Annotated in this window: 13 protein-coding genes; 10 read left to right on the forward strand and 3 right to left on the reverse strand. The window is 54.2% G+C overall.

The annotated features are described in order from the left end of the window. Positions 1-64 precede the first annotated feature (64 nt). The gene (locus SH573x_RS09605) at positions 65-1630 is read left to right on the forward strand and encodes an IS110 family transposase (protein WP_479351570.1); all 1566 of its coding nucleotides are present in this window, start codon (positions 65-67) and stop codon (positions 1628-1630) included. 363 nt (positions 1631-1993) lie between these two features. Here the strand turns inward: SH573x_RS09605 and SH573x_RS09610 are convergent, their stop codons facing one another. Beyond that, a complete protein-coding gene (locus tag SH573x_RS09610) occupies positions 1994-2629 on the reverse strand; it encodes a 3-keto-disaccharide hydrolase (RefSeq protein WP_479354513.1) in 636 nt (211 codons plus the stop codon). Positions 2630-2819: 190 nt separating this feature from the next. Between SH573x_RS09610 and SH573x_RS09615 the strand changes: the two genes are divergently transcribed. From SH573x_RS09615 to SH573x_RS09655, 9 genes are all read left to right on the forward strand, one after another. After that, positions 2820-6059 (forward strand): protein kinase domain-containing protein, encoded by a 3240-nt coding sequence (locus tag SH573x_RS09615; RefSeq protein ID WP_479354514.1) that lies wholly within the window; start codon positions 2820-2822, stop codon positions 6057-6059. Positions 6060-6213: 154 nt separating this feature from the next. After that, entirely contained in the window at positions 6214-7236 is a 1023-nt protein-coding gene (locus SH573x_RS09620; RefSeq protein ID WP_479354516.1) for a DUF1559 family PulG-like putative transporter, read from the forward strand. Between the two features lie 55 nt (positions 7237-7291). Then, positions 7292-7774 (forward strand): hypothetical protein, encoded by a 483-nt coding sequence (locus tag SH573x_RS09625; RefSeq protein ID WP_479354518.1) that lies wholly within the window; start codon positions 7292-7294, stop codon positions 7772-7774. A gap of 946 nt (positions 7775-8720) precedes the next feature. Continuing rightward, complete coding sequence (locus SH573x_RS09630; protein ID WP_479354520.1) at positions 8721-10010, forward strand: DUF58 domain-containing protein; 1290 nt, start codon at positions 8721-8723, stop codon at positions 10008-10010. Beyond that, a complete protein-coding gene (locus SH573x_RS09635) occupies positions 9991-12453 on the forward strand; it encodes a transglutaminase-like domain-containing protein (protein WP_479354521.1) in 2463 nt (820 codons plus the stop codon). Before SH573x_RS09630 ends, SH573x_RS09635 begins: the two co-directional genes overlap by 20 nt. A gap of 18 nt (positions 12454-12471) precedes the next feature. After that, the gene (locus SH573x_RS09640; protein WP_479354523.1) at positions 12472-13419 is read left to right on the forward strand and encodes an AAA family ATPase; all 948 of its coding nucleotides are present in this window, start codon (positions 12472-12474) and stop codon (positions 13417-13419) included. Between the two features lie 11 nt (positions 13420-13430). Then, positions 13431-13958: a hypothetical protein gene (locus tag SH573x_RS09645; RefSeq protein WP_479354524.1), complete on the forward strand. Its 528-nt coding sequence runs from the start codon at positions 13431-13433 to the stop codon at positions 13956-13958. 7 nt (positions 13959-13965) lie between these two features. Beyond that, positions 13966-15495 (forward strand): permease, encoded by a 1530-nt coding sequence (locus SH573x_RS09650; protein ID WP_479354526.1) that lies wholly within the window; start codon positions 13966-13968, stop codon positions 15493-15495. A gap of 102 nt (positions 15496-15597) precedes the next feature. Further along, entirely contained in the window at positions 15598-15768 is a 171-nt protein-coding gene (locus SH573x_RS09655) for a hypothetical protein (protein ID WP_479354528.1), read from the forward strand. Positions 15769-16103: 335 nt separating this feature from the next. Here the strand turns inward: SH573x_RS09655 and SH573x_RS09660 are convergent, their stop codons facing one another. Both SH573x_RS09660 and SH573x_RS09665 read right to left on the reverse strand, forming a co-directional pair. Beyond that, complete coding sequence (locus tag SH573x_RS09660) at positions 16104-17669, reverse strand: IS110 family transposase (RefSeq protein WP_479354530.1); 1566 nt, start codon at positions 17667-17669, stop codon at positions 16104-16106. A 1953-nt stretch (positions 17670-19622) separates the two neighbouring features. Then, positions 19623-20351 (reverse strand): class I SAM-dependent DNA methyltransferase, encoded by a 729-nt coding sequence (locus tag SH573x_RS09665; RefSeq protein ID WP_479354531.1) that lies wholly within the window; start codon positions 20349-20351, stop codon positions 19623-19625. Positions 20352-20353 lie beyond the last annotated feature (2 nt).

Here is a 20353-nt window from a genome sequence, read left to right on the forward strand (position 1 = left end):
TAACATACGGGAACTGCTATCTGGACAATTGAGTAGAGGTTTTCCCTACTTAAGGAGTAGTCAGATGTCGGTTAAGAATTCTGTAGCCTCGAAGCGTCGTTCCAAGAATCGTCAATCTCTTCACAAGCCCAGCGGGGTCATCGCCCCACGCGTCAAGGCTGTCGGCGCAGAGCACTTTGCGATCGTCTGTATTGATCCGGCCAAGCTGCGGTCGGAGTTGATGATGGCCGACTATATGGGCAACATCCTGATCGATTCCACGACGGTAGAGCATCAACCCAATTCGATCGGAAATGCAATTCAACTGGTCAAGGATCAAGCGGAAAAGCATCGTATCAAGGATCTGATCGTAACAGTCGAGCGGACCGGGAACTACCATCTCATTCTGAAGCATGCCTTTGATCGTGCGGGTTTTGAAGTACGGATAATTCATCCGCTGGCAACCAAGCAATACAGAGTACCAGCCGATCCAGAGAACAAGACGGATCAGACCGATCTCGCAGCACATCATCGAGCAGCCATAGCTGGTTTCGGTTTATGCGAACTTAAGCTCCCCGATGTCTACGAGCAGTTGAGACTGCGTGTCCGTCATCGACGCGACTTGGTGGAAAAGTCGACAGCCATAGCTTGCCAGATTCGCGAGCACTTACACTTAAGCATGCCTGGTTACGCAGGTGTCTTTAGTGACTTCTTTAGTCATCCGCCAGCGATAGAAATTGCAAGGAAAGCCGATTCGGCCCAAGCGGTTTTAGCACTCGGTCTCAAAGGCCTGGGCGAGCACTTGGCCAAACAGAAAATTCGTTTTCAGCAATCAACGATCGATAAGGTCATTGGCTGGGCACAGCAAGCAGTCAAGCTGGAAGTTGAATCACCAACTCTGCATCATTCTATGTGGACAGAACTACATGACTTGTATCAGATGCTTGAAAAGCAGATTGCGCGTTTGGAAGTGGAAATTGCAGGGAATCTTGTGAAAACTCCTTACGTGCGACTGTTGGCAATTCCTGCAATCAACGTCGTTTCGGCCGCTGATTTTGCAGGAGAGATGGGCCCCATCTCTCATTACGCTAATGCCAATGCAATTACGGGCCGTAGCGGAATCTTTCCCTCACGTTACCAGAGTGACCAAACCGACAACTCTGGTTCAATCGTCAAAAACGCCAATCGTCGTCTGCGAGCGTCCCTAATGCGCATCGCTGATAATCTTGCCAAGCTCAATGGCCACTTCAGAGTGGTTGCTGCAAGCGATGCGATACAGAATATCGACAAGCGCGCAACTCGAGTCAAAATCGCTAAGCGTTTCAGCAGAATTGCATTCGCTTGCGTGGCTGGCGACGCTCCGCTAAAGCACGAGTGTTGCCGTGATCCCAATTCGATTCTTGTTAAACTCCGGATATTCCATGACGATCATGCAACTCCTCTCGATCAAACCTTGATCGACATGGAAAACGCTGTAGCGCAACTTCCACTAAAGACGCGTGGGTGTGAAGCGGAACTCGTTGCTCAATCGCTCGAGCAGGGAAGTACCCGACGCGGTCCTAAGCGAATAGGAGAATTACTGACAACGATTCTCGCACGACTAAAAGCTGAGAGTACACTTACAAACGAGGAACAGACGGCTTCAAGCTGATTCTCATTCAGGTGAGTCAAATCCACACCGCCTTCGAGCACTATGGCACTCGCTGCCTTCTTGGAGCTTGGCGCTCTGTCGGATCACCACCGCCTGATAAGGCAGTTTGAGGCCGTCCCTCTTATGATTACCAGTATGGCGATACCTGATCAAAGAACGACCGAGAACGATTTGGCTCACCAATTTTGAGAAGCAAACCGTCTCTACTCAAAAATTTTTTTCCTGCCAGCGGCGGGACCGCTAGAATTACGTACTCGCCTAAAATCCCCTCTGCGCAATCGCTCCTACATAGCAGCTCCAAAGTGGCTGGCGCCACAGCACTCCAAAGAAACCGAGGCTAACGCCTGCGGCTTAGTTGAGGCGTTAGTCTGGCAACTTCTTAATTTGCAGGTTTCTAAAGAAGGTGACGCTGTTGGGATCGTGGGCTTGCAGGGCCAGCGCGCCGTGGGAGAGTATGCGTTCTTCGCGACCTTTCTTGCGGACTGGTTTGGCTTCTTCGGTGTAATTGACAACCGTCTGGTCGTTGATATTGACCTTGATCTGTTTGCCTTGAACGATCAAGTGGAAATCGAACCACTGGTCGTCGGGAACGGGGGACTGGGACAGGTCTTTCACGTCTACCAGGCTGCCAGTCTTTCGTGGATCTTTATCGAACGAAGTATTGATTTGCGCTTCGTAACCTTTCTTCAAGCCACCGGGTCCTCGGTTCTCAGTGTGAAAGAAGACGCCCGAGTTGGCGCCTTTGAGGGTCTTCACTTGCGCCTTGAATTCAAAATTCTTTAAATCTGCAAAGCCCTCTTTAACGCAGAACAGATGAGCCATACCGCCCTGCAACTTCAAAGCTCCATCGACGACGGTAAAGCACTCGGGCTTCTCATTGGCTTTCCAGCCGTCAGTTGTTTTGCCATCAAAAACCGACACAAAATCATCTGCCGGGGCGGGCGACGGAAAAAATGCAACGACAGTGACCAAACTTGCCAGCATTAACGATCGAATCATAGTGGTCTCGGGATTTCGGGGTTGCCAGTGATCCAAGGGGCGAGTTATTTCGTAGTTTATACCAAGCACAGCTGGCACACGAGGAACCGGCCAACACCTCCCGCGAAACAGTAAGCGATTTCAAGGCTCACTTACAGGCGGAAGTTCTGTATACTGTCAACACAGGCTAGCCAACCACAGAACCATCATCATGGCCGATTCGCCGCTGAAAAAAAACACCGTCCCAGACGATCCCAATCATACAGCGGCTTTTGAAGGCGCACCTTCAACCTCGCCCTTGGTCGAATCAGGCCTGAAGTCGGATGTCACCACCGATTTCAGCCAAACCGACAGCCAGCCATCGGCATCTGCTAGCTCGGGCATGGGCACGGCATCATCCAAACAGCTTCAAACTTCAACCATCGGCGGCTATCGCTTGGAGCAGTTATTGGGTGAAGGTGGTATGGGGCGCGTGTACAAAGCCTTGGATGGCCAAGGGCGAGCAGTGGCCATCAAACTGCTCTCGGCCCGCTGGAGTTGCTCGAGCGAAGCCTTACAGCGGTTCAAGCATGAAGGCTACATCGCCAGCCAGATCAATCATCCACATTGTGTGTTTGTGCATCGCGTCGATGAAGATCGTGGCACGCCGTTTATCGCGATGGAGTTGATGACCGGCAAGACGCTGAAAGACCTGGTGGTCGAGCGCGGTCCATTGCCGTTTAAACAAGCTGTGCAACTCGTCCTGCAGTGCGTCGATGGACTGATCGAAGCTCATCGACAAGGCATGATACATCGTGACATCAAACCAGCCAATTGTTACTTGGACGAGCATGGCACGGTGAAGATCGGGGACTTCGGCCTGGCCCGATCACTGGTGGATGATTCTGAATTGACTCGCACCGGTGCGTTTTTGGGAACACCGCTGTTTGCTTCACCGGAGCAACTGTTAGGCGAGACGCTAGATGAACGCAGCGACATCTACTCGTTGTCAGCCACGATGTATTACCTGTTGGCCGGACGAGCTCCGTTTGAATCTCCTAATGCCGCCCAAGTGATTGCCAAGATTGCTTCGTCGGACCCACCAGCGTTTGCGAAGGTGCAAACCAAGGTTCCGTCGGTGCTTGAAGGCATCGTCATGCGTGGCCTGGCGCGTGACCGCAATAAACGCTTCGAGTCATTCCAGCAGATGCGGGCGGCCCTTGAGCCGATCGTGGCCGCCGAGAGCGACATTGCTTCATTGCCGCGGCGCATCTTAGCCGGCTTCATCGATGCTACCGTCGCGACCATGATTGTGGCTGCCATTACAATCTCGGTACTGCAGTTTGCGCTTTTCGATTTCCAGTCGGTCAATAGTTGGTTGCCGCTATCGGCCGCTGCTGGGACCTCATTGGTCATCTTCTTTTATTACTGGTTGCAAGAGTGGTTGCTCGGATGTTCATTGGGTAAGCGGTTGATGCGCATGCGGGTGGTCGATGCCGAGACTGGCGGTAAACCGACTATGCGGCAAACGGCTGTACGCTCAGGATTGTTCATTCTCAATAACAACGGCATTGAACTGCTTTTCGATACACTTGTGCGCGGAAGTCTCCAGGTCGCGCCTATTGTCGCCTGGGGCAGCGAACTGTGTGGTTGGCTGATCATGCTATGTTTCTGGTGGTGGAGCGGCAAACGACAATTCGGTCATGAGTGGTTAACCAGTACCTACACTAAATTGTCAGTGCCACAGCGTTCGGCGGCCCAAGTAGAACTGACGCTGCCGCAGTGGCTGATCCCGCAGCAGCCTACTGCCACGCCGGCGATGATTGGGCGATTTCATATCTCAGGACAACTTAAAACTCGCGATCAATCGCAATGGTTGGTCGCTCACGATGAAGGTCTGGATCGACAAGTCTGGATCAACTTGCTTCCTCCAGACTCGCCGCCGCTTTCCGAGCAGCGCAAGAAATGCACGCGGCGGGCACGCATGCGCGTGATCGAGTCGGGCATCGAGGGATTGCAAAGTTGGGATGCCTATCTGGCACCCGAGGGTGTTCCACTGGCAACCTGTATTCATGGCGGTACTGTTTTGCCCTGGCCACTAGCTCGACAGCTCTTTCATCAGTTGATCGATGAACATACGTGCACCGATAGTCAGTCCATACGCGAAGAGGATTGGAATGGTTACCGCATTTGGTTGGACGCTTCTGGGCGAGCTACTTTTTGCGAACCAGAATTAGACATTACTGGTCCTCCACGTCTCTCTGGCCTTCAAAACCTACTGGGCGACGTTGCTTGGGCCGCGCTACCGGCCGGCCATCGCTTGCGCAAAAAACGTGCGGCTCGAACCCCAGATCAGCCTGCTTCCCGGCACGCGATCAGTCAGACTATCCGTGTGTCCGATTTGCCCCCGTATCGCGGGCTCTTGTTCTTGGAACGCTTTGTTCAAGGTAGATATCGTCCAGAACAACTGAAGCAAGAGTTGACTCGCATCGATCAGACAACAGAGCAAGTAACACCTGCTTTGCGCCTGGCCCATGCCTTGACGGCGGGGATTGTAACGCTGCCAGTGATGGCTGCGGTGTGGCTCATACTATCGATGAACTCTGTGCAGTTTGTAAATCAATTGCGCAAAGAAGCGCGAGGCCTGGCGACACTGTCCAGTGTGGTCCAATCTCCGGACCAATATCCCAGCGCACTGGCTGCTGCTAGCCCAGAGCAGAGACAACATTTATCGCAGCCAATAACAATCGAGCAACTGCGCAATGCAGCTGGTGAAGCACATAAACAATGCCAAGTGGCCTATGAGCACTTGAATTTGTTTGAACAGGCGATCTTATCGCAAGCCAAGATGGATCGAGCCAAGATCAAATCGACTCCCCCAACCTATAAGATCAGACCGGCCAAAGTTCGCACGCCTCCAGCAGAGACACCTAGCCATTCTCTCAACACTCCGCCAAGCGTCGTAATAAGCTCGGACACGGTCGATCGTCCAGTCAAAGTAGAACTCGACAATGACGAGGGCTTTCGGGAGCAGGTCATATCGGAGAAGCAGGTAGTTGCCGAGTTCTATCCTGTCTTCTCGGCTTGGCAGAACAACCAAGTAACCAACGAGAATACGACTTGGGTTGTAACGAGCATTGCGAGTATTTTTGGAGTCTTATGGGTATGGACCACACTCACCAATGGTGGGCTGTTGCAGATGTTTACTGGCGTTACAGCGGTGCGCCGTGACGGTTGCCGTATGAGTCGCTTGCGGATGCTATGGCGGAGTCTCTTGTTGTTCGCGCCCATGGCGAGCGTGGCTTTCTTGGCTGTCTATGTCGAGTCGCGCGGAGTGGAATGGCTGGGTTGGAGTGCTCAACTGAAGAACGCTTTTGCCTTGATACCGGTACTCTATCTAATTTCTGCATTAGTTTGGCCGCAGGTCGCCCCGCACGATCGCCTGAGTTATAGTGCCGCAGTTCCTCGGTAGATTCCGTTCTTTTTACAGCGAAAAGCGAAAATCCGCCTTGGCGGGCTGCCGCTTTTCGTTGCAACATCCGCGCCGGGTACCTAGACTATGCTGCAGTGCGGTAATTGTGCGGTTTTTTCTGTGACGTCCGAACTCCTTCAAGGAGGCCATTTATATGATCCGCCAACACTCCATAGTCGGCCGTCGTGCCTTTACGCTTGTCGAATTACTGGTGGTCATTGCGATCATCGGGTTGCTGGTCGGTTTGCTCATGCCTGCCGTGCAATCGGCTCGTGAAGCCGCTCGGCGTATGCAGTGCCAAAACAACCTACACCAAATTGCGCTGGCTACGCATACTTTTCACGATGTGCACAAAGCGTTTCCGCCGGCTCGTTATCAATCGCGCCCCGGCGCACCTGCCGAACAAGCGTGTGGCGGTAGTGAGACGACCTGGCTTGTGCGGATCATGCCCTACTTGGAACAGACCGCGCTGGAACAAAGCTGGGACTACTCCAAGCCTTATGCGGACCATCCCGATGATGTTCGTAGTCAATCGCTACCCAGCTATGTTTGTCCATCGCGACGTTCGCTATCGCAGGCTGTTGGAGAAGGCGTCGTATCTTCGACCACAACTACTTGGATTGTTTTGCCTTGTGGCTGTCGCATTCCCGTGACTTCCGCGGGCTCGCTTACCATTTCTGGCGCGTTGGGTGATTACGGTGGGAATCATGGTGACTTGTCGCCTGGCTCGTCTGGATTGCCAACCGATTTCTATTACGGTGGCAACGGTACCGGAGTTATTATTTCTAGCCGCGCCCGCTGCAATGGCAGCCAGCCCACGGCCTGGATCGATCGCATCGGCATGAAGGATGTGGTCGACGGGCTCAGCAATACGATGCTGGCTGGTGAAATGCACATTCCACAAGGCAAACTGGGCAAATCACCTGAAGATGCATTCATCTTCAATGGTGACTACCTCTTTGGTTCGGCGCGGATCGGTGGCCCCACGGTGCCGATCAGTATCGATCCCCGCGCCGAAGGCAATGCGCTCATCGGCTTTGGTAGCTGGCACACAGGCATCTGCAACTTTGCCGTAGCTGACGGCAGCGTCCGCAGTGTATCGGCAAGCATGGACACTGACACCCTTGGCCGGTTGTGTCATCGCAGCGATGCCCAGCCTGTGGCTTTAGAAGACTAAACTGCTCTGACTGTTTTCACATTCAGACTTCGTGGACTTTTCACGGCGTAAGCATTTGAACCGACGTGCAAACAATTGGCTCGTAGTCGCTAGCGTTATCGTGGCTGGCTGGATAACGGTCGCGGGATGTGGTCCGAGTCGGCCGCCGGCCTATCCCACCAAAGGTCGAGTCGTCTTTGTCAACGGTTCACCGGTCAAAACCGGGAGCGTCGAACTGAAATCACGCGAGCACAAAGTCCAGGCTCGGGGCACGATCGATGCCGACGGTGGATTCACGCTCACCACCTATCAGACTGGCGATGGCGCGGTGGCAGGCACGCATGATTGCGTCGTCGTGCAATTAATTCTCGGCGAAGATCTGGCTCGCAATCATGGTACTTACGGCGTGGTCCATCCGCGGTACGCGGCGTACCATACTGCCAAGCTGAGCTGTACCGTTGAGCCCAAAGCGGACAACGTTATTACGCTGACCGTCGAAGGGGTGGGCAAGTTGGCCAGTGGTGGTTCTGAGAAAGATCACAAAATACCGGCCAAGTGATCAACTTAACGTGAACGCAGTTAATTCGGCTGGCGTAGACTTGACTGTCCAGCCGCACTCAAATAGATTCAGAAGTGGTCGGACCGCATCTCTCGTGCGGAGTTTCTAGTGTTTTTTCGCAAGCTCGTTGCCATATTGCTTTTGGGATTCTACGGAATCCCCGCGGCCATCGGCCCGTATTGGCATCGCCATGACTGTGCAGACCACAGTTGTGCTGATCGTGCTTGCCATCGTGAATCTGATCACGCCTCGACCGCAACTTCTGCCAGTTCCGCCGTAAGCCATTCACGCTGCAATTGCTTGCACCAAGGCGATTCGGCTGTTCAAGGTCAAACGACGAAAGCCCCCGCAACTGGCCCATCAGTTAGTGCCATGGATCAGCATGGTCCTTGTGCCATCTGTGCTTTTTACGCCACGGCTCAAGTTAAGCCTGTTGTATACGAGTTTGCAATCGCTTGTCAGCAAGTCTGCGTGTGCGATTGGCAAACTATCTCGATCTCAAGTGCCGTGCCTTCTGCCTGGCATGCGCGTGGTCCACCTGCGAAAAGCAATTGCGCCTAGGCCATTGGCCAGGTGCAGCGTAGGTCAACTCTTCAGCGCAGGTTCCCGCAAGTTTGCTAGCCTGCAACCCCAGCTGCTTCCACGTGAACGTTGGTTTGCATCGTAACACCCAATCGCCTCTCCGGGGCTTCGCCTTGGGGAGGTCGAATCGAGCCCAAGCGAGATTCGGGAGGGGGCTTGGTGCACGTTCGTAACTGATCCTAAGTTGGGCGGGGCTGTTTTTAGCAGCCTGCACCCAGTGAGTGGCTGGTCCATATCGCAGTAATCAATATCGCCCCGGCACGTGCGTGTGAAGCCTAATCAGGTCCGACCAACCGTGCTGGCCTTTAGCGCCGTGCCTGGGGCGACTTTAATCAAACAATACCGTTCGTTTGGAACGAGAACCATGTCTGCTATTGTACCACCGCTGCGCAGCAAATCGCATCGTCTGAGCGAGTTGCTGGCGCGTGACTACTGCCCCGGTATGGAGCCGTACATTCAGTGGCTTCGGCAGCCGCTGGGTTGGTTTCTGATCGGCGCGATCGCCAGCGGCCTGGTGGGCGCGTTCTTATCGCCGTTGGCTTGGAGCCTGGCGGCCGGTTTGATCGCACTTTTGTTGGTGGGTATTTCGTATCCCTGGTTGTCCGTCCACGGTACGCACTGCGATATGTCGTGCCCGGCCAGCGACTTGGAAGAAGGTGATGCGCAGTACTTGACCATAACGGTGCGCAATCGATGTCCGTGGCCAGTTTGTGGATTGATCGTCGAAGGATTCTTGGTGGATCCAGAACCGATTGATGGTGATGCCAGTCAGCCTGCGGGAGATGTAGCCCTAGCTACAATTCCTTGGCTCAGCCAGGCTACGTTTCGCGTGCCCATTGCACCCGAGTATCGTGGCCGTTATCCACGCACTCGCCCCAAGATTAGCTGTGCTTTTCCGCTGGCGATATGGACATCGCGCCAAGTGATCGACAAGGTGGATCCGATCGTCGTGCGTCCTCGGCGCGAGCGCCTGTGCGGTCTGCCAGATCACGGCGGTCCCATTCAACATCATTGTGGCGTAGGTTCGCGCGCTGGTGGGCACGGTGACTTTATCGGGCTGCGAGGTTATCGACATGGTGATTCGATTCGCAGCATCCACTGGGCGCATACGGCTAAAACCGATTCACTAGTCGTCTGCCAGCGTGGCGCTGCCCAGCAGGCCGTTTGGAATATCACGCTCGACCCGACCTGCACTTCAGTTTCGATATTCAATCGCGAGAACCTGGCGTGCCGCGTGCGTATCGCCGCCAGTCTGTGTGCGTTGCTGCAACAGCAATCGATTCCCTACGAACTGAACATCATGCACGAGCAACTATGGGCGGAATCTTGTTCGCCACTGTCCTCACGCAATGCGCTGGAGTCCGCACTGGATCGCTTGACCGACGTGCCCTTGGATGGTTGCTTGCCACCTCCAGGCCACACTCTTCCACTTGCGCCTTCGGCTTCGTGTCGCATCATGATTGCACCGGTGGTAACCAGTGCAGACCAGAATTGTGCTGACGATGACAAGGTTCAGCTGACCTTATTGCAGACATCCGAGGATTTCCGAGCTGCCACACTTGAGGTGGTGACGATCATCGATCTCAGAGAGGATATCGCGGCGCAATTGACCAACTGGCTACAAAGGACCGAACATGGTAGCCATGCCGCGTAACGTGGCTGTGCCGCGGACTGCAGCCCGTTCGGGACCGATCTGCCTGGCCTTGGTCGGCATGTTCGCGTTGGTGCGATTGCGCCTGGCCTGCGAGCAGCCATTGGGTATGGCGATCGAAGCCACGATCCAAGCTGGATTGTTGTTGGCTGTGTGGTTGTTTCACAATGGATATCAACCTGGTTGGAGCGGTCGGAGCCTGTTCCAATTCAGCCGGTCCGCTCATTGGAAAAGTGGCCAAGTGTTGACACATCCCGAGCAGAGGAGCCCGCATGCCTCTCGCTATACGTTAGAAGCATATGTGGTGATCGCCTTGGTCGCGACTGCCGCGATGCCTTGGCTAGTGGAAATGGTACTGCGGATCGCGGGGCTGGGGACCGGTCTGGAATTGATCATGCTCAGCAGCTTTGGCTGGACCACCTTAGGGGCAGCTTTGTTGCTAAACCATCGGCGAGCGTTGAGCACGACCGTTATCTGCAGTGGCTTTCTGACGTTACTGGCCACCTGCTCTTCGGATCAATCGGTCGCATTGATCTTTGCATACATCTGGGGTGCCGTATGCTTATGGTGGTTGGCCTCCAGCCATTGGCAACGCCTGGCCAGTTGCCAGGCCAATACAGTAACAGAGAACCGACTGTCGCGACCGCTGGTCGTATTGGGCGGGTGCTTAGTGTTCTTTGTGTCGGCCTGGAGCGTGGCCGGTCGCTTTCCTGACTCGCGCAAACTCAGCTACGAAGTTGCACCCACCAGCGGTGGCACGACTGGTCATGACGCGCATGCCAATGGTGGTGTGGGTGATGGCGATGCGGTGATCGCAGCGCGTGAACATGCCGCGTCGTTTGGTGCGGTCGACTCCGACGTGTTTCTCGATTCGGAGCAGCCCAGCTTGTTCGACCTGTACAGCGATACTTTCGGTGAACCGGTTCGCAAGAACAAAGTTGAACGCACTATCGCGCTGGCACCAGAGCAAACCGAACTCAGTCAACCTGAAAAGATGTCGCAGAGCGACGAAGCGTCATCCAAGCTGACGACACAACGCCGAAGCACAATCAACCACAAACCGCTGAAGCCCAAGCTCTCCGATGCCCTGCTCTTCTGGATCGGTCGGCACGATATGCATTTACCTTTACAGCGCTATACGCAGTTTGATGGTCGAGAGTGGTTAACACGTACGGACAAGCGCGACGGCAACTCTGCTCAGTCCCCTGCACTACACAGTGACCATTCAATTTGCCAACCTGTGTCACAGTCGATCAGGGGTCGCGTGTGGTTCAGTTCACCCAACGCCGTGGAACAGATGCGCCGTGGCCACAGCCAACCGTTTGTCGGTGCGGAAGCAGAAGCCATCAAATACGCACGCTTGCGTTCTAGTGGCATCCCATCGCCAGCGGGAATGGCCAGTTGGCACATCGACAAGATCGATGATCCAACCATGTTTGCGTTGGACATCGATGACAATCTGAGCATGCCCGGTCGCGAGCGAGTACCCGAATTCACGATCGTGAAATTCGTAAATCGCGGGCTCGATATCGAGCAAATCGAAGCCTTGGGCCGCGGCTCAGTGGCTCAAGGCCTCTCTGCACCCAGCAACACAGAGACAACTTCGCCGGGTCAAGCGCGCGCACGCGAACTGCTGGAGGATTGGCTGGGTCGCCATCCCGTTCGGCTTTCGCGCTGGCAACAGATCACAGCGGTCGTCGAGCATCTGCGTCAGGATTTTCAACTTGATCGCGGGCAAGATTTCTCGAACTGCGATGATCCCGTGGAGCAGTTTCTAACTGGTAAAGCGGGTAGCGATTTAATGTTCGCGACTACCGCGTCGAGCATGTTGAAACAACTGGGTATGGATACGCGACTGGTCACGGGCTTTGTCGCTCGCCGGGAACATCGATTGGGCTTCAGCCATGAGATCGCTGTTTATCCTAGCGACATGCATGCGTGGTTGGAGGTTTGTATATATCCCGGTTGCTGGCTGCCGCTAGAACCGACACCAGGGTATCCACAGCCATCCTATCGCATTACGTGGCGCTATTGGATCAAGTATCACGCCTGGTCAATTGCTTTTGGTTTCGCCACGTTCTTGGCCAGTGGTTGGCTGCTCTGGTGGCAACGGGCACGGGCATTTGATGCCGGTTGCATGTTATGCGGTTGGTGCATGCTGGTGCTGAGCGATCGGCAACGGTGTCGCTGGGTGTTGCGGCTGCTGGACGCGCGTTCGCGTTTGATTGGCAAACCGCGTCCAGCGCACGTGTCACCACGTTTGTGGTACGGTCGGCTGCTGACATCCAGCCCCGATCGCCTCACCTCTGCTTTACAACAAATGCTCAGCGAAGCGGATCGCATGTGGTTTGGCAATGCGCCAGGGCTGACCACTGCCGGCCGTCAGGCTTGCGCGGTTCTGTGGTATCAAACGACCTGCCAACGTTTACAACGATCTGGACTCTAGGTTTTGTAGAAGAAGAATATGACGCTCGAAACTCCTGTGCTAACGTCCAGTCGTCAACAACTCCAGCAGTTGCGAGAGCGCCTGAACGAAGTGCTCATCGGTAAACGTGACAAGATCGAATTGGTGCTGGCATGTCTGTTGGCTCAAGGCCATTTGCTATTGGACGATTTACCGGGCACGGGCAAGACCACGCTCGCCAAGGCGGTCGCGCAATCATTCGGCGCCAAGTTCGCCCGCATTCAATGTACGCCCGACTTGTTGCCGACCGACATTAGCGGATTCAACTTGTTCAATCAGAAAACGCGTGAGTTTGAATTTCGGCCTGGTCCAATCTTTTCAGATATTCTCTTAGCGGACGAACTCAATCGCACCACGCCGCGCACGCAGAGCGCTCTCTTTGAAGCGATGGCCGAGCGGCAAGTCACGCTCGATGGTCTCTCGCGGACACTCTCTAGTACCTTCTTCGTTATCGCTACCCAGAATCCTATCGACAGTCATGGCGCTTACCCACTACCCGAAGCTCAATTGGATCGCTTTGCCATGCGACTAGAGATCGGCTATCCGGATCCCGCCGCGCAGTTGGCAATTCTGGCAGCCGCCCGACATACGCATCGCGAAGCTACAGCCCATGAGCCCATTATGAGCCTCGAACAGTTGATGGAGCTGCAAATCGAAGCCGCTGCGGTTCATGTCGACGTGCGGGTGCAAGAGTACCTGGTGGCACTGTGTGAAAAGACGCGGCATGACCCGATGATCGCACTCGGTGTGAGTCCACGTGGCATGCTGCTGTGGCAGAGCGTCGCGCAGAGTTGGGCTCTGCTGAGCGGGCGCGATTATGTCTTGCCCGAAGATATCCAAGCGGTCGCTGGCCCGGTGCTGAGTGTCCGCTTGGTGTGCCGCAGCAAGAGTGCTGCGCAAACCATTGAATCCATTTTGTCATCGGTTGAAATACCTACCTATCGATAATGGCAACCACTATGAATCGTAGCCTCAAGGTCCAGGCAATGAGTCATTGGCGATACATGCGGTACCGCAGCCGACAAGGCCAGCTGGCAGCACATGTGCACCGCTGGACCAGACTGCACTGCCTGGCCATCGTCACGATCGCTGCGCTGGTCGGATGCATCGAAGGTCGGCAGTCGACGCATGAATTGGAGCACACCACTCCAGCTCATTGGCCGGCCAATATGCTCGATGCAGCTGACAAGTTAGAACAGCGCATCGCAACTATCGATGATGCCGCCGCCGCGCAAGAACTAGCGGAGATCATATCGTGGATACCCGAGGTGGCGGCGGATGGCCCTTTGCCGGAACAATCATGGAATGAGCTACATATCAGCTGTGAAAAACTGTCAGCTATGGGCAATCAGAAGTCGACCGACCGCGCGGCCTACACGACGGCTGTCCGTCAGTTGAGCCAACAACTGCGCCAACTGCATGCCAGTTTGCCAAAACCCATTGAACGAGCTGACGACGTCTTGGCAGATCCACCTACGGAGCAATGAGTTCATCATGGATATTGCGTTCTTCGGATTCTTGGTCAACACGCTTCGCAGCCTGGCAGCGGCCGCTCCGACACTCTTGATCGGGCTATTCATCGCGGCCTTGATGCGTTACTACTTTGGCCCAGCCAACACCAAACGTTTGTTTGGTGGAGACTCATTGCGCTCGCTGCCCCAGTCGTGGTTGCTGGGCATGTTGCTGCCAGTTTGTTCCATCGGCGCGTTTCCCATTATTCGCGAAATGCTGCGTATCCGCATGCGGCCGGGCGCGATTACGGCCTTTGCACTTTCGGCTCCGCTGTTCAATCCGCTATCGCTGCTCTATGGCCTGACACTTTCGAGGCCCTATGTGATTGTGGGCTTTGCCCTGGGTTCACTGTTGGTTGTGACCATCATTGGGTTGATTTGGGATCGCATTGAACTGCGCGGAGACTCAACGGAGTTACCGGATGCACCGGAATGTATTGGTCTGGAGCGATTGAGTGCATGTTTTCGATATGCATGTCACGAACTGCTTGGTCCGACCGGGCTGTTGACGTTGATTGCGGTGATGGGAGTTGGCCTGCTGGGAGGTATTCTGCCGCATGGTGGACTGCAAACATCGGCCGAGCAAGATGACCCGTGGTCGCCGCTACGGATGGCGATCATCGCCGTGCCGATCTATGCCACTCCCATGCAAACGATTAGCCAACTGGGCATGATGTTTGCGCATGGCAATTCACCGGGCGCCGCGTTTGGTCTATTGCTGCTGGGCACTGGCATGAATGTCGGGACGCTATGGTGGCTGAAACAGAATTATGGCTGGCGGGCATCGGCGACTTGGTTTGCTGCCTTGTTTGTGGTGGTTGTCGGTTGTGCTTATGCCATCGACAAGCCGCTGATTCCACCGGGAGTTGAACCGGCTGGTCATACGCATGCCTTCGACGTTTACAGCAATCCTTTCGCGCAGAGAGTGACCATGTCGGCGGTCGGTGAATTTCTGAACGATGCCGTGGGTTTGCCTGAACGAATATCGTTGATCGTCGCTGTCTTGATGACGCTGGGAGGGGCCGTCTTGGCCGCGCCAAGTTTGACAACTTCGCCGGCCACCTCGTCCAGCACTGTCGAGCTTGCCAGTAAGCCTACGGGTTGGGACCGGCATGTATCTCCGGCAGTTGTGGGCAGCGTGTGCATGGTTGGTTTGATTGCGCTCAGCGTTGTAGCCTGTTACGCGTATTATCCTTCGCCCGGTGAAACGCTCGAAGAGATGCGCTTGGCCCGAACCGAAACGCTCACGGCGGCCTCAAGTGGCAATGTTGAGGAAGCCCTGCGCTGGCTGGAGGTGTGGGAGAATTGGTCCCGTCGCTTGGAAGTCGGCACCGCGATTCGCAAGCTGCATCTGCGGCCTTATCAACAGATGCAAGCGTATTTGTTGCGTAAAAAACTCGAGCTGCTCGAGCACGAACTGGAGCACGACGAGCTCGAGAAAGAAGAGATCTCCCGGCTGATCCAACAGCTGACCGAGACCAGCAGCCGCTTGTCCCTAGCCTTCCGCACCTAACTGCTGGCATGGAACGTGCTCAAAAATGGGGTCAGGTCTATTTTCTAGCCGGAAAATGAGACCTGACCCAGACCTGACCCCATTTTTAAAGAAGAGCCAACCATGCCGGATGATAAACGACCCAACCCCAAGACTCCGTCGCCCAAGACTGTAGAGAAAACGGAAAGTGATCCGGCAGTCGAACGCGGAGAACGCATCGAAACCGGTAAACAAATTGCCCGCGGAGGAAAAGAAACTGGCAAGGTCCCAGGCGCCGAACAAAAGCGCGACTAAGATTTCGTCTTTGGAGTGCTGTGGCAAGGCCACCTTGGAGCTGCTATGTAGGAGCGATTGCGCAGAGGGGATTTTAGGCGAGTACGTAATTCTAGCGGTCCCGCCGCTGGCAGGAAAAAAATTTTTGAGTAGAGACGGTTTGCTTCTCAAAATTGGTGAGCCAAATCGTTCTCGGTCGTTCTTTGATCAGGTATCGCCATACTGGTAATCATAAGAGGGACGGCCTCAAACTGCCTTATCAGGCGGTGGTGATCCGACAGAGCGCCAAGCTCCAAGAAGGCAGCGAGTGCCATAGTGCTCGAAGGCGGTGTGGATTTGACTCACCTGAATGAGAATCAGCTTGAAGCCGTCTGTTCCTCGTTTGTAAGTGTACTCTCAGCTTTTAGTCGTGCGAGAATCGTTGTCAGTAATTCTCCTATTCGCTTAGGACCGCGTCGGGTACTTCCCTGCTCGAGCGATTGAGCAACGAGTTCCGCTTCACACCCACGCGTCTTTAGTGGAAGTTGCGCTACAGCGTTTTCCATGTCGATCAAGGTTTGATCGAGAGGAGTTGCATGATCGTCATGGAATATCCGGAGTTTAACAAGAATCGAATTGGGATCACGGCAACACTCGTGCTTTAGCGGAGCGTCGCCAGCCACGCAAGCGAATGCAATTCTGCTGAAACGCTTAGCGATTTTGACTCGAGTTGCGCACTTGTCGATATTCTGTATCGCATCGCTTGCAGCAACCACTCTGAAGTGGCCATTGAGCTTGGCAAGATTATCAGCGATGCGCATTAGGGACGCTCGCAGACGACGATTGGCGTTTTTGACGATTGAACCAGAGTTGTCGGTTTGGTCACTCTGGTAACGTGAGGGAAAGATTCCGCTACGGCCCGTAATTGCATTGGCATTAGCGTAATGAGAGATGGGGCCCATCTCTCCTGCAAAATCAGCGGCCGAAACGACGTTGATTGCAGGAATTGCCAACAGTCGCACGTAAGGAGTTTTCACAAGATTCCCTGCAATTTCCACTTCCAAACGCGCAATCTGCTTTTCAAGCATCTGATACAAGTCATGTAGTTCTGTCCACATAGAATGATGCAGAGTTGGTGATTCAACTTCCAGCTTGACTGCTTGCTGTGCCCAGCCAATGACCTTATCGATCGTTGATTGCTGAAAACGAATTTTCTGTTTGGCCAAGTGCTCGCCCAGGCCTTTGAGACCGAGTGCTAAAACCGCTTGGGCCGAATCGGCTTTCCTTGCAATTTCTATCGCTGGCGGATGACTAAAGAAGTCACTAAAGACACCTGCGTAACCAGGCATGCTTAAGTGTAAGTGCTCGCGAATCTGGCAAGCTATGGCTGTCGACTTTTCCACCAAGTCGCGTCGATGACGGACACGCAGTCTCAACTGCTCGTAGACATCGGGGAGCTTAAGTTCGCATAAACCGAAACCAGCTATGGCTGCTCGATGATGTGCTGCGAGATCGGTCTGATCCGTCTTGTTCTCTGGATCGGCTGGTACTCTGTATTGCTTGGTTGCCAGCGGATGAATTATCCGTACTTCAAAACCCGCACGATCAAAGGCATGCTTCAGAATGAGATGGTAGTTCCCGGTCCGCTCGACTGTTACGATCAGATCCTTGATACGATGCTTTTCCGCTTGATCCTTGACCAGTTGAATTGCATTTCCGATCGAATTGGGTTGATGCTCTACCGTCGTGGAATCGATCAGGATGTTGCCCATATAGTCGGCCATCATCAACTCCGACCGCAGCTTGGCCGGATCAATACAGACGATCGCAAAGTGCTCTGCGCCGACAGCCTTGACGCGTGGGGCGATGACCCCGCTGGGCTTGTGAAGAGATTGACGATTCTTGGAACGACGCTTCGAGGCTACAGAATTCTTAACCGACATCTGACTACTCCTTAAGTAGGGAAAACCTCTACTCAATTGTCCAGATAGCAGTTCCCGTATGTTATTGGGATTTCTGACCAACATACCAGTGCTGTGGCGCAGCCACAGCTTTGATGTAATAACCCAACTCTACCGCAGCCTGCACGAACCATTAGTCTTGAACGGTACCATATCGTGCAGACTGCGGGATAGTCAACGCTTACATCAAAGCGGTGCCTCGGGCACCGCACTCCACAGGCGCACCACTAGACATGAACGTTGACCTCGTTGAGGACCTCAATCTCGAACCGCGCGGCCAAGCTGGTGCAAGATCTGGAGAATCTGAATTTGTTAAGTCCGGAAATCCACGAAGCTTCGCTTTTCTTGCCTCCGGTTGAGGCTGGTCGGGATGCTATCAGCTTGCGATTGATTCAGAGGATTTGTTTGGAAGTAGATTGGAGGCGGCAGAACCATTAACCCGCTAGACTGGGTACAATTTAGAGTGTTTACCGGCGCGAGCGCCTGAGAATTACTAGTTCCCGCTGTCAGACCCGACAAGCTGCGATTGGCACGCCGACATGCCGACGGTGCTGTCCAACTGAACAATACAACTATGCTCATCAACACCTGTAGTTGAGAACAGACCTGGTGATGGGCGGACTAGATCGCATCTCTCACGCAAAGGCGCGAAGGCGCAAAGATGCTTGCGTTAACTTCTTTGCGCCTTAGCGCCTTTGCGTGAGGCTGTCTTTTATCCTTGAAAGTCGGGGCATCGTTTCGGCCATCGGCAACAAGCGTACATGTCTGCATAAAGCCGAAAACATCGGGAACCAGGCAATACACCGGAGCCGCCGGTGGTCTCCAGCTTACTAAACAAATCAATCGCGGCGTCCGCGGTGATTGGTACCGTTCCCGCTGTCCAAACAGAAGCACGGAGTTTTGGAGAAATGGTGGGGCACACAGAGCCACCTGAAACCTGGAATGACTCATGGCAGCGCGCAATTGCTCTGTACAAAAACTGGTCTAGCTCGTACCTAGACTCAATGTTGAGGCTAGCCTCATCTCTCCATGCGTCGCAAGACCTATCCGGGTTGTGGGCATTCACTTCGATGACCACTTTGATAATCAGTCCCTGCTCTGACTACTCAAAAGTATTTCATGCGAGTCGAATTTCTGTCGAACCCAGCGCCAGCAATGTCACCATCGAGTTCTTTCGTGTCAGACCTAACTCAAGCATTAAATTCGAATGCCCATACGAGGATGCTGAACGCGTAATCTCTTTACACTGTAAGTACAGCTTTTAGCTTTCGGGGAGGCCACAAAAACTTGGTTGCGGCTTCAATTGCCTACCAGCTATACTCCAAGCGGTATTGCCGGGTGCATCAAAAAAAATCGTTGGAAAACTGGTCGAGGACCTGTTCGGCCTTTCACGACATTCGATCTAGCGGCGTGGCAGTGTGTTACGCCATGTAACAATCCAATGCACGTGCGTACTGGAAATGGTTTGAAGACAAACGGGTGCGACTCCCGTCTGAGTAGCTCTTAGCCAGAGGCTCAGTATCGAGTGTTGCAGCGTGTCTGGTAACAAGCGCGTTGAAGCCCAATAAATATCTACCGGCAGAAAGTAGCGAGGATGAAAAGTATCGACAGACTGACTGTCGAATCCTGAACGGTATTGAGCTCCGAAAACGTTGTTCCTGTTGGATCCTGCCCATGGTGTGTGCATGTCTAAAATCAGGACGAACAAATGAAGCGAAAGCGTGCAGGGCGATTAAAAACGACTTTGGCCGTCATCGCATCGAGGTGCAACGGTTGGTGCAACGTGATTTCAGAAGTTGCGTTTTGCCTTGTTTTTTGTTGTCGATTTGAATCGATGCCGAACGTTGTCATGTCGTATAGGCTGCGGGATAGTCAACGCTTACATCAAAGCGGTGCCACGGGCTCCGCACTCCAAAGGCACCGCACTCCACAGCCTCAAATCTTTCTTCCCAGCACCATGTACTGGGCGCCCAGTGGCACCTGGCACAGGTGCGGCTCGAGCGGGCGCAGGGCGGCTAACATGCGAGGGAAGTAAAACAGGTAATCGGTGCGCAGAATCTCAAAGCCTGCTTGACGCATCAGGCGTCGCGTTTCCCAAGGCATCAGGGTAATGGCGTCGCGATCAAAAGGTATGCGACTCATCACATAACGCGTACCTGGATTGAGCGGGTTATTCTCAAACAGCGCGAACAGTCCACCGGGTCTCACATGCTGTGCCACCAGTGCAGCACTGGCCTCGCGCTGGTCCAACGGAATATGGTGGAAGACTCCGTTGCAGAAGGCGAGGTCAAAATCGGCGCGTGTGGACAACTGATCCAATGTACCCAGCTGAAACTGGTCTGTTGCAAAACGACGCTGGGCTACTGCGATCGATTCGGCCGAAATATCGATACCGGCCACGCGAGGGATGTTCAATTCGTCGCGCAGCAGCGGCAGTGAGTTCCCGACACCACAACCAAAGTCCAGCACCGACCGCGGGGAGGACTGCAGTTGTTGCAAACGTTTGGCCAACCACTGCAATCGCCCGACGGCAAAGTAACTCGAATCCTCGCCGGAAACAGAGATGCCCTGGGCCAAGGCCTGTTCGTAGTTGCCTGAATAGGTATCAAACTCAGCTTTCGCAGCTGAGCTGCTTACCTGTGGGCCGGATGAACTGTCCGACATGG

The organism is Rania fehmarnensis (assembly GCF_056494185.1).

Excerpts from the sequence above, each read along its gene's own strand:
- SH573x_RS09635 (WP_479354521.1), top strand. The coding sequence starts at position 9,991 with ATGGTAGCCATGCCGCGTAACGTGGCTGTGCCGCGGACTGCAGCCCGT.
- SH573x_RS09665 (WP_479354531.1), bottom strand. The coding sequence starts at position 20,351 with ATGTCGGACAGTTCATCCGGCCCACAGGTAAGCAGCTCAGCTGCGAAA.
- SH573x_RS09650 (WP_479354526.1), top strand. The coding sequence starts at position 13,966 with ATGGATATTGCGTTCTTCGGATTCTTGGTCAACACGCTTCGCAGCCTG.
- SH573x_RS09645 (WP_479354524.1), top strand. The coding sequence starts at position 13,431 with ATGAATCGTAGCCTCAAGGTCCAGGCAATGAGTCATTGGCGATACATG.
- SH573x_RS09630 (WP_479354520.1), top strand. The coding sequence starts at position 8,721 with ATGTCTGCTATTGTACCACCGCTGCGCAGCAAATCGCATCGTCTGAGC.
- SH573x_RS09605 (WP_479351570.1), top strand. The coding sequence starts at position 65 with ATGTCGGTTAAGAATTCTGTAGCCTCGAAGCGTCGTTCCAAGAATCGT.
- SH573x_RS09610 (WP_479354513.1), bottom strand. The coding sequence starts at position 2,629 with ATGATTCGATCGTTAATGCTGGCAAGTTTGGTCACTGTCGTTGCATTT.
- SH573x_RS09620 (WP_479354516.1), top strand. The coding sequence starts at position 6,214 with ATGATCCGCCAACACTCCATAGTCGGCCGTCGTGCCTTTACGCTTGTC.
- SH573x_RS09615 (WP_479354514.1), top strand. The coding sequence starts at position 2,820 with ATGGCCGATTCGCCGCTGAAAAAAAACACCGTCCCAGACGATCCCAAT.
- SH573x_RS09655 (WP_479354528.1), top strand. The coding sequence starts at position 15,598 with ATGCCGGATGATAAACGACCCAACCCCAAGACTCCGTCGCCCAAGACT.
- SH573x_RS09640 (WP_479354523.1), top strand. The coding sequence starts at position 12,472 with ATGACGCTCGAAACTCCTGTGCTAACGTCCAGTCGTCAACAACTCCAG.
- SH573x_RS09660 (WP_479354530.1), bottom strand. The coding sequence starts at position 17,669 with ATGTCGGTTAAGAATTCTGTAGCCTCGAAGCGTCGTTCCAAGAATCGT.